The sequence below is a fragment of the Roseateles albus genome (genome assembly GCF_028595345.1).
Classification (GTDB): Bacteria; Pseudomonadota; Gammaproteobacteria; order Burkholderiales; family Burkholderiaceae_C; genus Paucibacter_A; species Paucibacter_A albus.
Map to the genome: position 1 here is coordinate 220,915 of NZ_JAQQXT010000004.1, position 12,934 is coordinate 233,848.

Here is a 12,934-nt window from a genome sequence, read left to right on the forward strand (position 1 = left end):
GGATCAAGCCTGGAGGATGCCTTGCCTAGCGCAACTGCGCCGGGGCCGTCTGGTAGAACTTGCGATAAGGCGCGTACTCGCTGCCATCGGAGTTGATGAAGTAGGCCTCTTGGGTCAGACCAATATGCTTGGAAACCTCTTGCAAAATGGCCTGGCCTTTGGGGTCTTTGTGCATGCCGGCGAAGGCCTTGGCCACGGCCTGAACGTCTTTTTCCGGCACCTTGGCCGCAGCCATCAAAGCCAGGTCGTGCAAGGGCTCCGAGCTCCACAGCACCCGGAACTTCTTGCCTTCACGGCGGGCGTAGTTCTCGGCCAGCTGAGAGTTGACGCCGGCTGCTGCGACCCGGCCGCTGAAGAGCTGGGCCAAGGCGCTGTCGGTATTGCCGGCAAACACCACCTTGGCATCGACTTTTTGGTTCAAGAGCTGGGCGTAAGGCACTTTGTAGGACACAAAGGCCTCGGGGCCGGGGTAGACCACGTCTTTGCCGCCGAGCTGGGTCAGGTCGGTGATGGTGGACTCGGCCGGCACGATCAGCTGGCCGTGGATGGGCGGCGTCAAGCGGCGCCCGAAGACCTTCCAGCCGAGCTTGTCGCGTTCCGGGCTGAACAGATGGTTGCTGAAAACAAACTCCACCTCTTGGGCCAGCACATAGGCGGTGGTGTCGGCCGAAGTGCGGCCGATTTTGAGCACCAGCTTGACGCCGCTTTTTTCCGACACATAGGCGACGATGGGGTTCCAGTAGTCTGCCGACAAGGCGATGCTGGCTTGATTGACCGGCGAGAAGCGGTAGGCCTGCTCTTCGGCGGCCTGCGCTGTCAAGCCGCACAAGGGCAGGGCCAAGCCCAGTGCCAGCTTCATTGCCAAGCGCTTGGCGGCGGAAAAAACAGGGTTGGTCTTCATGCGACTTGGCTCCGGTCGGATTCTTTTGAGAAGGCGCGCAAGCTGCGCAGCCATGCGCGGCACGCTCCAGGTATACCCATGGCTTTCGGCCTCACTCGGTGCAAACTTTAGCCGGGCGAAAAGAGCTTGTCTTTCGGGTGCAGTTTGACCGATGTCAGACCGATTTGGTGGCCCTGTAACCGTAAATTTCAGGCATTATTCGAGGCAATGACTATTCGGTTCAGGACGCGTCTATGAAGAAGATTTTGATCGTTGAAGACCAGGACGAAATCCGCGAGCTGATTCGTGTGACCTTGGAGTTTGACGATTACGAAATCGACGAGGCGCCTAACGGCGATATCGGACTGGCCAAGGCCGGCAGTTTCTTGCCCGACTTGATCTTGTTGGACGTGATGATGCCCGGCGGGCTCAACGGCCTGCAGGTCTGCGAAAAGGTCAAGGCCGACCCGGTGATGCGTGCCTCCAAGGTCATTTTGTTGACCGCACGCGGGCAAGAAAGCGACCGTCAAGCCGGCTTGAGCGCCGGTGCCGACGAGTACCTGATCAAGCCTTTCAGCCCGATGGAGCTGATGAAGGTCATCGACAAGGTGCTGGCCTGAGCGGCGCAGCCTCATGAGCCAAAGCTGACAGCTCCCGGCGCCATACCGCTTAATTTGAGCAGAGCTGCGGCCATATCGCTCAAGGCCACCACATGCTGGGCGGCGCCGAGCTCGGCGGCTGCCTTGGGCATGCCGTAGACCACACAGCTGGCTTCATCTTGCGCCAAGGTCATGGCGCCGGCTTTGCGCATCTCCAACAAGCCGCGTGCGCCGTCGTCGCCCATGCCGGTGAAGATCGCCCCGATGGCATTGCGCCCGGCGCAATGTGCGACCGATTTGAACAAGATGTCGACCGAAGGCTTGTGGTGGTTGACCAGCGGCCCATCGCGCACTTCCACCACATATTGGGCGCCGCTGCGCTTGAGCTGCATATGCCGCCCGCCCGGGGCGACCAGCACGCGGCCGTTGATGACGCGGTCGCCATCCTTGGCTTCCATCACTTCCAGGTCGGTCACGGTGTTGAGCCGTGCGGCAAAGGAATGGGTGAACTTCTCCGGCATATGTTGCACCAGCACGATGCCCGGGCAGGTGCGGGGCAGTTGCTTGAGCACCGATTCAATGGTCTGTACCCCGCCGGTGGAGCTGCCGAAGGCAATCACGCGGTCTGTGGTTTCGGCCATGGCCATGGCGCTGATGGCCATGATGGGGGAGGGCCGACTCGCGCGGCCCGCACTCATTTGCTGGGTTTGCAGGCCTGAGCCCTGGCCGGCAATTTGACTGGCCATTTGCCCTGCCATCTGGCTGGGCAAGGCGCGCACATTGGCGCGCGCCGCTGCCCGCACCGCGCCCACCAGGCCATTGCCCGGGTCTTCCAGAAAGTCGCGCAAGCCTATCTTGGGTTTGGTCACAAAGCCGACCGCACCGGCCGCCAAGGCCTGCATGGTGGTTTCGCAGCCGGCCTCGGTCAGCGTCGAGCACATCACCACCGGCATCGGGTGTTCGCTCATCACGCGCTTCAAAAACGTAATGCCGTCCATGCGCGGCATCTCGACGTCCAGCACCAGCACGTCGGGCCAATCCGCCTCTAATTTGGGCCAGGCGAACAAGGGGTCGCTGGCGGTGATGCTGACCCGGATGCCGGCGGCCTCCAACAAGCCGCTGAGGTGCTTGCGCACCACGGCCGAGTCGTCAATGATGGCGACGCGCAAGGGCGCTTGGTTGGGTGCGCTCATTTGCGGGCGCCCAAGGTACCCGGCGCGCCTGGCGCTTGGCTGCGTTTGACCTCGACCCGGCCGCTGGCCAGATCAATCACGACGGTGCGCGGCACGTTGTCGCCGACATCGACATCCTTGAGCTGAAAGCCGTTGTTGTCGATCAAGGCCCAGCCTTGCTCGATATTGCGCTCGCCGACATTGAATTTGACGTTCATGCCGTCGGGCATGGTGTCGGCCCCGCCGTAGAGATGGGCGATGTAATCACTCGGCTTGGTGCCGGTGCGGGCGATGCTCTGCAGCAATAGCTCCACCGCCTCGTCTCCATAGCGGCCATCCAAAGGGCCTTGGCCTCGGCTGGCCCGGCTGGGCAAGAGGAAATGGCACATGCCGCCGTAGCGCTTAAGCGGATGCCACAGCGTGATCGCAACACAGGAACCCAGCAGGGTCTTGAGCGTGGCGCCCTGACCAAAATGCCATTGCCCCGGCATCAGATTGATGATTTGCGGGATCGCGTTGAGGGTTGAAAACGCCGACAGCGGAGCTTTCACCGCAGCGGCGGGGCGCACGGGCGGCGCATGCTGCCCGAGAGGTGTGTTCCCTGCCGCTGAATGGGTTGGCTTGTGCTTATGCATGTTGATAGATTGCCGGTGCTATAGCCTTGAGAGGAAGGTTCAGCGCCGCGAGTGACTCCGCATGTCCAGGGTATAGCACGCCGCCGGGCTTGAGTCGTTCGATCACCCGGGTGACGATGGCGGTTTTGGCGGGTCCGTCGAAATAGATCAAGACATTGCGTAAAAAAATCACGTCAAACATGGGCAAGGCCGGCAGCGTTTGCATCAGGTTGGCGCATTGGAACTGCACCCTGGCGCGCAGTTCGCGCTGAATCAAAATTTGCCCTTCGTAGGGCCCGAAGCCTTGCAGGCAAAAGCGCTTCAAAAAATCCTGCGGCACATTGCGCGCGCGCTCCATCGGGTAGAGGCCCTGGCGCGCACTCTCCACCACGCTGGTGGAAAGGTCGGTGCCGCGGATGGACCAGGGCCGGCTGCCCTTGTTCAGGCCAAACTTGTCGGCCAAGGTCATGGCGATGCTGTAGGCCTCTTCGCCCGAGGACGAGGCGCCGCTCCAGACCAAAAACTCCGAGCCATCACGGTGCGCCTCGGCCCGCTTGGCCAGGTCTTCAAAATGCTGCGGCTCACGGAAGAAATAGGTCTCGTTGGTGGTCAGCTTGTCCACCACGCTGACCAGCATGGCCTCGGGCATCTGCCCACGCACCATTTTTTGAACGAAGACATTGATGTCGTCTTCGCCCGAATCGGTGCTGAGCTTTTGCAAACGGCTTTGCACCAAGGCATGCTTGCTTTCGACCAACTTGATGCCGGAGATACGGTGGAACAGCGCCGTGATGGCGTTGAAGGATTCGACGGTGAGTTGGGACATGATGGCTGCGAGGGACTGTTTAGGCCTGTTCAGGCCAGCTGTGCATCGGCGATCAAGGCCGACAGTGCCACCGGCGACAAGACTTGATCTAGATTGAGCAGCGCCGCGTAACCACTCGCCACATTGACCATGCCGGCCAGAAACTCGCCCGCCACGCCCACGCCCAAGCTGGGCACAGGCTCGATCCGTTTGGAGTCCACGTCCAGAACCTCGAACACCGCGTCCACCAGCACGCCGGCAATCAAGCGGTCGAAGTCGTCATCGCCCTTGGCCTCCACCACGATGATGGCGGAGCGGCGGCCTATCACGGTGGGGCCAAAGCCAAAGCGCGCACTGAGGTCGATCACCGGCACCACCGCGCCGCGCAGATTCATCACCCCGCGCACAAAGTCGGGGGTCTGCGGCAGCGGCGTCATGCGCCCCACCTCGAGGATTTCGCGTACCGCCTCAATCGGCACCACCAGGGTTTCATGCCCGACGGCCAAGCGCAGCATCTGGCACATCGGGCCGGCAGCGGCTTGTTCGGCGATAGCGCCGCGCAGGCGGTCGGCCGGGGCTTCGCGTGTGGATCTGCTCATGCTGAGTCCTCAATCAAAAACGTTTGAAAAACGATTCATCCACTTCGCCCCCACCGGGCTTGACGGGCTTGCTCGGTCTGCCCTGACTGCTGGCGGCAGGGGCCGGGCTGGGTGAGGCGCTCTGTGTGTTGCCTTGTGAGCTGCCATGTGAGCTGCCGCTTGGCGCTTTGTATTGCTGCAACTTTTGCGCAACCGATTGAGGGCGCTTGGGCGCCGCCATGCCGGCCTTGCCTGGGGCGCTGTGATGGGGGCTGAACTTGTCGGCGCTGTTGTCGGTATGGCGCGCGGCCCTGTCATCGGCCAGCTTGAAAAAGGCCATCTGGTCTTGCAACTGCGCCGCTTGCGCCGACAGCTGCTCGGCCGTGGCCGACAGTTGCTCGGAGGCCGAGGCGGTTTGCTGCGTGGTGGCCGAAAGATGGTTCATCGCTGCATTGATCTGCGCCACGCCCTCGGCTTGCTCGCTGGACGCAGCCGAAATCTCCTGCACCAGCTCCGAGGTCTTCTGGATCGAGGGCACCATATTGCTGAGCAGCGTGCCGGCCTGCTCGGCCATTTGCACGCTATTTCCCGCCAGCGTGCCGATCTCCTGCGCGGCCACCTGGCTGCGCTCGGCCAGCTTGCGCACCTCGGCAGCCACCACCGCAAAGCCCTTGCCATGTTCACCCGCTCGGGCCGCCTCGATCGCTGCATTCAGGGCCAGCAAATTGGTTTGATAGGCAATGTCATCGATGATGGAAATCTTGGTGGCGATTTGCTTCATCGCCTCTACCGTTTGATTGACGGCTTGCCCGCCTTGTATCGCCTCTTTGGCCGCCTGCGTAGCCATGCCGTCGGTCAGATTGGCGCTGTCGGAGTTCTGTTTCACCGACGATGCCATCTCATGCAGCTGCGCCGTGGTCTCTTCGACGCTGGCGGCTTGCTGCGAGGCCGAATGCGACAGGCTCTGCGAGGTTTGTGACACCTGATCCGAGGCGCCGCTCAGCTGATCGGCCGCAGTGCGTACCTCGCGGATGGTGCTGCTGACGGTGTCGACCAGGGTGTTGAACTTTTCGCCCAGCATGCGGAAGAAGGGCTCCTTGCCTTCGAGCGGTACACGCTGTGCGAAGTCGCCATGGGTGGCGCCGTCGACCATGCCTCCGATCTCGTTCTCCACCGCAACTTCCAGCGTGCGGTCTTTCCACTCCACCACCGTGCCCAGGCGCACGCCTGCGCTGTCGTTGATCGGGTTAGCGGTCAGGCCGAAGGTGAGGCTGCTGACCTTCAACTCGGTCTTGTACTCGCCCTTCAAAGCGCCGAGCAGATTGCGCTGATGCGCCGGGTTACGGTGGAACTGGTCGAAGTTGGAGCCGACGATGGCGCGCGCATTGAATTGCGGCAAGACCTTGCGCAGCTCGCCCTCATTGCGTTGCATCATCTGGGCGGCCGAGGCGTTGTTGTAGATGATGTTGCCGTCGGGGTCGGCGATCATCACATTGGTGGAGCAGATGTCCAGTGCTTGCTTGACCCGCGAGTTTTCGGCCGCCAGCAAGGCCTCGCGCTCCAGCGCCGCCAACTCGGCCGTCATGTCCTTCCACTCGACCACAGTGCCCAGGCGTTTGCCGGCAGTGATCACCGGATTGACGATCAAGTCAAAGCGCCGCCCGCCTATGGTCAAGCGGGTTTTGTGAGCGCCTGTCAAGCGGTCGAGCATGCCGCGCTGATGGGCCGGGTTCTTGTGGAAACCGTCGATATTGGTGCCCATCAAGGTGGCCGCGTTGAAGTTCGGCAGGTCTTTGCGGATATCTGCTTCGGCGGCAGCCAGCATCGCGCGCAGCGAGGCGTTGCCGTAGATGATGTTGTAGCCGGGGTCGGCCACCATCATATTGGTGGCGGCCACATCCAGGGCCTGGCGGATGCGCTCTGCATCGTCCGCGCGTTTCTTGGTGTCAGCGAACTCGAAGCCCAAGCGGGTCTGTACACGTTTCAGCGCCAGCATCATGGCCGCTAACTCATCGCGGCCACTGACTTCGACGACACCGTCAAAGCGACCCTGGCCGAATTGCTCAAACTGCCCACCAGCCCGGCTCAGCGTGCTGCTCAGACGCACAGCGGTGGCTCTCAGGCCCCACGCACCCAAAAGCAGCAAGGCCAGCGCAGGCAGCCCCAACCCAATATTCATGTTCGGCCAGGCCAGACCCAGACCCAGACCGCCGGCGATCAGCAGCAACGCGCAAGACAGGGTTTTGCTGCCCAGACTCAAAGCCCCCAGGCTGCGCTGCAAGCTGTCGATCATGCCGGGACGCACACCTTGACCTTCACGTATGGCCCAACCCTGGGCCTTGCCTTCCTTGAACTTGCGGTAGAGCGCGTCGGCGGCGGCGACTTGCTCGCGCTCGGGTCGGGTGCGCACCGACATATAGCCGACCACCGCCTCGCCCTCCTTGACCGGCGTCGCATTGGCCAGCACCCAGTAGAAGTTGCCGTTCTTGCAGCGGTTCTTAACCAGACCGGTCCAGGGCCTGCCGTCCTTCAACACCTTCCACATATCGTCGAAGGCTTCTTCCGGCATGTCCGGGTGGCGCACCAGATTGTGTGGCTGGCCGATCAACTCGGCTTCCGCGAAGCCGCTGGCCTCGATGAAGTCATCGTTGATATAGGTGATGCGGCCCTTCAGGTCGGTGCGTGACACGATGGTCATGCCTTCTCTCAGCACATATTCCTGCTGAGTGACGGGGAGATTGCTGCGCATATTGCTGTCTCGCTTTCTTATTGCTGTTTTTCTCGCTCGCTGTGAAACCTGATGCGAACTTCCCTTCAGTGCCGGTTTGGCCTGCGTTTGTTGCCGGAGGCGGCAGCGGCAGCACCGTCATCATCGGCCAGCCTGAAAAACGCCATCTGCTCTTGCAACTGCGCCGCTTGTGCAGACAACTCCTCAGCCGTGGCCGAGAGCTGCTCCGACGCTGACGCCGTCTGCTGCGTCGCGGTGGAGAGGTGGTTCATCGCACCATTGATCTGCGCCACGCCTTGCGACTGCTCGCCCGAGGCGGCCGCAATCTCCTGCACCAGCTCCGAGGTCTTCTGGATCGAGGGCACCATATTTGTGAGCAGCGTGCCGGCTTTTTCGGCCAGCTTGACGCTGTTGGTGGCCAAGGTGCCGATCTCCTGCGCGGCCACCTGGCTGCGTTCGGCCAGCTTCCTGACCTCGGCCGCTACCACCGCAAAGCCCTTGCCATGCTCGCCGGCGCGGGCCGCTTCGATCGCCGCGTTCAGTGCGAGGAGATTGGTTTGGTAGGCAATGTCGTCAATGATGGAGATCTTGGTGGCAATTTGTTTCATCGCGTCGACCGTCTGGCCGACTGCTTGGCCGCCTTCGATGGCCTCGCGTGCCGCCTTGGTGGCCATGCCGTCGGTCACATTGGCGCTGTCGGAGTTCTGCTTCACGGAAGCCGCCATCTCCTGCAGCGAGGCGGTGGTTTCTTCGACGCTGGCGGCCTGCTGCGAGGCCGAATGCGACAGGCTCTGCGAAGTTTGCGAGACCTGATCCGAGGCGCCGCCGAGCTGATCGGCCGACACCCGCACTTCGCGGATGGTGTTGCTGACGGTCTCGACCAGCGAGTTGAACTTCTCGCCCAGCATCTTGAAGAACTCGGCCTTGCCTTCCAAGGCGATGCGTTGGGTGAAGTCGCCGCCATTGGCCGCGTCCACCATGGCGCCCACCTCGACCTCGGCCGCGAGTTCGGCCGTGCGGTCGCGCCATTCCACCACCGTGCCCAGGCGCTTGCCGTCGGTGTCCATGATGGGGCTGGCAATCAAGCGAAAGCTCGCTGCAGCGACCTTGATCTCGGCCACATGCTCGGTGGTCAATCGGTCGATCAAGCCGCGCTGATGGGCGGGGTTTTTGTGGAATCGGTCGAAGTTCATGCCGATCAAGCGGTTCGAGTCGAACTGCGGCAGCTGCTTGCGGATCTCGCCTTCGTTAGAGCGCAACATCAGAATCAGCGACTTGTTCATGAAGACGATCACGCCATCGGCATCGGCAATCATCACATTGCTGCTGGTCGCGTCGAGCGCCTGCTGCACACGGCGGCCTTCGCGGCCCATTTGCAGTTCACGCTCCAGCGCTGCCAACTCATCGGTGCGGTCGGTCCATTCGACGATCGTGCCGGTACGCGTGCCCTGGGCGTCTCGCACATGGCTGATGACCAAGTCCATGGTGCGTGAACCGAGCTTCAGGCGCGCATTGTGGGTGCCTTGCAAGCGTTCCAGCATGCCGCGCTGGTGGCTTGGGTTTTTGTGAAAGTCATCGATATTGCTGCCTATCAGTTTGCTGGCGTCGAAGCGCGGCAAGTCTTTTCGGATCTCGCTTTCGTTCTTCTGCAACATGGTCATCAGCGACTTGTTGCCGTAGATGATGTTGAAGTTCACGTCGGCCAGCATCACATTGGTGCCCGAGGTGTCCAGCGCCTCCTTGACGCGGCCGTTCTCGGCGCTGATCAAGGCGTCGCGCTCATTGCGTGTGCGCAACTCGGTCTGCATCACGGCCAAGGCGGCCAAGACCTTGCCCGGCTCGTCCTGCCCATCGGTCGGGATATCGTTGTTCAAATTGCCTTGGCCAATGGCGTTGGCGGTGGCGATGGCTTCTTGCAGCGGGCGGGTGACGCCGCGAGTGACCCAATAAGCCAAAAATGCGGCCAGCAAGCAGCCGATGATGGCGCCGTAAAGCAACACGGCCGACGTGAAATCGCGCAGGGATTCCATCGTCGCGTTGCGCGTGACCAGCAGGCCGCGCTCGGCGCCATCAAAGTCGGCCAGCATCTTGCGCATCGCGTCCATCTGGGTTTTGCCCGACCCGACAACGGCAATCACGTCGCCGTACTTCGACAGATTGGTGTCCACGGCGCGGCGCACGGCGATGCTGGATTCGACGGAAGTTTTCAGCCATTCCGCCTGCGCGCTAGCGATCTTGTCCAGCCTCACTTGCTGTTCCGCATTGTCGGAGGTCAACTTTTTGGCCTTGGCGTGAGCTTCTGAAAAGGCAGCTTTTCCTGCGATGAGGGGCTCTAGAAATTCATCCTTGCCGGCAATCATGAAGCCACGTTGGCCGGTCTCGATATTGACCAAGGCACCCAACATATTGCTGCCCTGTTCCAAGACCGCGCGGGTGTGTATGTTCCAACCGTTGGCCTCGGAGTAGCGCCCAAGGTTGACCCGGCTCAGCGCAATGACAGCCACAAGAATGATGACGACGAGCGTGAACGCGCCTGCCAACCTTTGTCCTACGCTCAGTTTGGATATCGACATTTTTAAGGCTCCAAGGGTGTGCCTGGGGGGCAGGAAAAAATTGGATCGAGGCAGAAATCAGCGCTTGCCGGGTCTGCGTTTGTCCTGGCTATGGTGACTGCTTGAACCGCCGTTTGAATCTTCTGCAAGGCGGAAAAAGGCCATCTGTTCCTGCAACTGCGTGGCCTGCGCGGACAACTGCTCGGCGGTGGCCGACAACTCTTCCGAGGCCGAGGCGGTCTGCTGCGTGGCGGTGGACAGATGATTCATCGCGCCATTGATCTGCGCCACGCCTTGCGACTGCTCGCCCGAGGCGGCCGCAATCTCCTGCACCAGCTCCGAGGTCTTCTGGATCGATGGCACCATGTTTGTGAGCAGCGCCCCTGCCTTTTCGGCTAGCTGGACGCTGTTGCCGGCCAAGGTGCCGATCTCCTGCGCGGCCACCTGGCTGCGCTCGGCCAGCTTGCGCACCTCGGCCGCCACCACCGCAAAGCCCTTGCCATGCTCGCCTGCTCTAGCCGCTTCGATCGCGGCGTTCAAGGCCAGCAGATTGGTCTGGTAAGCGATGTCATCAATGATGGATATCTTGGTGGCAATTTGCTTCATCGCGTCCACTGTCTGGCTGACGGCTTGTCCGCCTTCCATCGCCTCGCGCGCGGCCTTGGTCGCCATGCCATCGGTGATATTGGCGCTGTCGGAGTTCTGTTTCACCGAAGCGGCCATCTCCTGCAGCGAAGCGGTGGTTTCTTCGACGCTGGCGGCCTGCTGCGAGGCCGAGTGCGACAGGCTTTGCGAGGTCTGCGAGACTTGGTTGGATGCGCCGCCGAGCTGATCGGCCGACACCCGCACCTCGCGGATGGTGTTGCTGACGGTCTCGACCAGCGAGTTGAACTTCTCACCCAGCATCTTGAAGAAGGGCTCCTTCCCCTCGGTTTCGATGCGTTGGGTGAAGTCACCGCCATTGGCCGCGTCCACCATGGCGCCCACTTCAACTTCGGCCGCCAGTTCGGCCGTGCGGTCGCGCCACTCCACCACCGTGCCCAGGCGCGCGCCGTCGCTGCCCATGATGGGGCTGGCGGTCAAGCGGAAGCTGGCCGAGGCGACCTTGATCTCGGCCACATGCTCGGATGTCAGCCGTTCGATCAGCCCACGCTGGTGGGCTGGATTCTTGTGGAAGCGGTCAAAGTTCATACCGATCAAGCGGTTCGAGTCGAACTGAGGCAACTGCTTGCGAATCTCGCCCTCGTTAGAGCGCAGCATCAAGACCAGCGACTTGTTCATGAAGACGATCACGCCGTCGGCGTCGGCAATCATCACATTGCTGCTGGTTGCGTCCAGCGCCTGTTGTACGCGTTGGCCCTCGCGGCCTTTTTGCAGCTCGCGCTCGAGCGCCGCCAGCTCATCGGTGCGGTCGTTCCATTCCAAAATCGTGCCGGTGCGCTGCCCCTGAGCATTGCGAACATGGTTGATGACCAGATCAAAGGTGCGGCTGCCGGCTTTCAGGCGAGCCGTGTGCGGGCCTTGCATGCGCTCCAGTACGGCGCGCTGGTGGCTCGGGTTTTTGTGCATATCGTCGACCGTTTTGCCGATGATGTTGTGCACATCGAAGTTCGGTGCGGCTTGTTTGAAGTCGACTTCGAATTTCTTCAGCATGGTCATCAGCGCGCGGTTGCCATAGATGATGCGGTAATGCTCATCGGTCAGCATCACATTGGTGCTGGTGTTGTCCAGCGCCTCTTTGACGCGGCCGTTTTCGGCGCTGATCAAGGCATCGCGCTCAATGCGCTCACGCAGATTGCTCTGCATTTGGCCCAAGCTGCTGAGCAGATTGCCCACTTCGTCGCGGTTTTTGTCTTCGGTGTTGAAGGCCAAGTCGCCTGCGGCCACGGCGCGCGCTGCATCCACGGCGCGCTGCAAGGGTAGGGTGACCGAGCGCACAATCGCCGCGCCTAACAGCATGGACAGCAAGACCAATGCACCCAAGGCCACGCCGCCAACATTACGTTGCCAAGTCAAACTCTCTACGCGTTCGTGCAGCAACTGCTCCAGATTGTCAGTGACGGTTTTGAACAGCGCGAACTGCGCATCGGTCGCCAAAGTGCCTTGGGCGAACAGCTCAGCGGCGCTGATGCTGGGCTTGCCGCTAGCAATTTGTTGGTCGACTTGCTTGAGAAAAACTTCCGCTTGCCTTTGCGCGTCTTGGCTTGACTGGCCCAGTGTTTTAACTAGCTGAGGATCACTTTTCAAGGCCTTTTCCATTTGCCGTTGATTGCGTAAGCGCCAAAACTCAGACTTTTCCCGCAGATTGCTCAGAGCAGCCAATTCGTTAGAGCCAAGCGCTTGGCCATTGTTCAAGAGCTTGACCATGGCCGAGCCCTTGCCGCGCACCAGGGCGATGGACTCGGTCAGTTGCGGGATGTACTCAGCCATCGCGGTGATCAAAAAATAGGTCGCTTCTTCAGGGTCGAGTGAGAGCCCTGAAGCGTCGGCAATGCCTTCGATCAGCAGCAAGGTCTCTCCGACCAATTCGGTGTGCGCGGCGAAGCTGGCTGCGGGTTCGATGCTCTTGGCTGCCACCTGACTTTGTAATTTGAGCAAGCTCGCTTGCAACGCGGTGGCGCGCTGCAAGCTCGATTTGTAGGCGATTTGATCCGATGGGAAGGCCTTCACCAGCAGGTCGAATTGAACTGTCAAATCAGCCTGCGCGCTATTCAACTTGGACTGAGCTGCGGTGTCGCTGGCCAATACTAAGCCCGATAGGCCGCGCTGAATTTGCATCAAGCGGAGCACCTGTACGGTTGGGCGCAAGGGGTCGAGGCCATCATCTTCTGCAGAAGCGGTGTTCACTTGCTTCGCTAAGTTCTTCAGCACCATCGTGGATGGAACCCCGCAAGCCAGCAACGCGAGCACGGCGAGCAACACAAAGCGTTGCCAAAGCATGAGTTTGCGCAGCACTGAAAGCATGATCGGACTTCCTTCTTTTTTGACGATGATCTTGAGGGTGTG

Annotated in this window: 9 protein-coding genes and 1 pseudogene; 1 reads left to right on the forward strand and 9 read right to left on the reverse strand. The window is 61.2% G+C overall.

Going from position 1 to position 12,934, the window contains the following annotated elements; all coding sequences use genetic code 11:
• Nucleotides 1-25 precede the first annotated feature (25 nt).
• On the reverse strand, nucleotides 26-901 hold the full coding sequence (locus tag PRZ03_RS08465) for a phosphate/phosphite/phosphonate ABC transporter substrate-binding protein (RefSeq protein WP_273599898.1): 876 nt from the start codon (nucleotides 899-901) through the stop codon (nucleotides 26-28).
• A gap of 233 nt (nucleotides 902-1,134) precedes the next feature.
• Here PRZ03_RS08465 and PRZ03_RS08470 point away from each other — a divergent pair, with 233 nt between their 5' ends.
• On the forward strand, nucleotides 1,135-1,500 hold the full coding sequence (locus PRZ03_RS08470) for a response regulator transcription factor (protein ID WP_263533766.1): 366 nt from the start codon (nucleotides 1,135-1,137) through the stop codon (nucleotides 1,498-1,500).
• Nucleotides 1,501-1,511: 11 nt separating this feature from the next.
• On the opposite strand, the gene PRZ03_RS08475 is transcribed toward PRZ03_RS08470, so the two are convergent.
• The 8 genes and pseudogenes from PRZ03_RS08475 to PRZ03_RS24065 form a co-directional block, all read right to left on the reverse strand.
• The gene (locus PRZ03_RS08475; RefSeq protein WP_273599901.1) at nucleotides 1,512-2,672 is read right to left on the reverse strand and encodes a protein-glutamate methylesterase/protein-glutamine glutaminase; all 1,161 of its coding nucleotides are present in this window, start codon (nucleotides 2,670-2,672) and stop codon (nucleotides 1,512-1,514) included.
• Nucleotides 2,669-3,286: a chemotaxis protein CheD gene (locus PRZ03_RS08480; protein WP_273599903.1), complete on the reverse strand. Its 618-nt coding sequence runs from the start codon at nucleotides 3,284-3,286 to the stop codon at nucleotides 2,669-2,671. The genes PRZ03_RS08475 and PRZ03_RS08480 overlap by 4 nt, the downstream gene beginning before the upstream one ends.
• A complete protein-coding gene (locus PRZ03_RS08485; protein WP_263533769.1) occupies nucleotides 3,279-4,091 on the reverse strand; it encodes a CheR family methyltransferase in 813 nt (270 codons plus the stop codon). The genes PRZ03_RS08480 and PRZ03_RS08485 overlap by 8 nt, the downstream gene beginning before the upstream one ends.
• A gap of 29 nt (nucleotides 4,092-4,120) precedes the next feature.
• The gene (locus tag PRZ03_RS08490) at nucleotides 4,121-4,669 is read right to left on the reverse strand and encodes a chemotaxis protein CheW (RefSeq protein WP_263533770.1); all 549 of its coding nucleotides are present in this window, start codon (nucleotides 4,667-4,669) and stop codon (nucleotides 4,121-4,123) included.
• Between the two features lie 13 nt (nucleotides 4,670-4,682).
• Nucleotides 4,683-7,397, reverse strand: a complete 2,715-nt coding sequence (locus PRZ03_RS24160) for a methyl-accepting chemotaxis protein (protein ID WP_458296232.1) — start codon at nucleotides 7,395-7,397, stop codon at nucleotides 4,683-4,685.
• Between the two features lie 65 nt (nucleotides 7,398-7,462).
• Nucleotides 7,463-9,184: a methyl-accepting chemotaxis protein gene (locus PRZ03_RS08505; protein WP_409993947.1), complete on the reverse strand. Its 1,722-nt coding sequence runs from the start codon at nucleotides 9,182-9,184 to the stop codon at nucleotides 7,463-7,465.
• A pseudogene (locus PRZ03_RS24060) lies at nucleotides 9,179-9,949 on the reverse strand (CHASE3 domain-containing protein); the annotation flags it as partial. The gene PRZ03_RS08505 and the pseudogene PRZ03_RS24060, both read right to left, overlap by 6 nt.
• 57 nt (nucleotides 9,950-10,006) lie before the next feature.
• On the reverse strand, nucleotides 10,007-12,892 hold the full coding sequence (locus PRZ03_RS24065) for a methyl-accepting chemotaxis protein (protein WP_409993942.1): 2,886 nt from the start codon (nucleotides 12,890-12,892) through the stop codon (nucleotides 10,007-10,009).
• Nucleotides 12,893-12,934 lie beyond the last annotated feature (42 nt).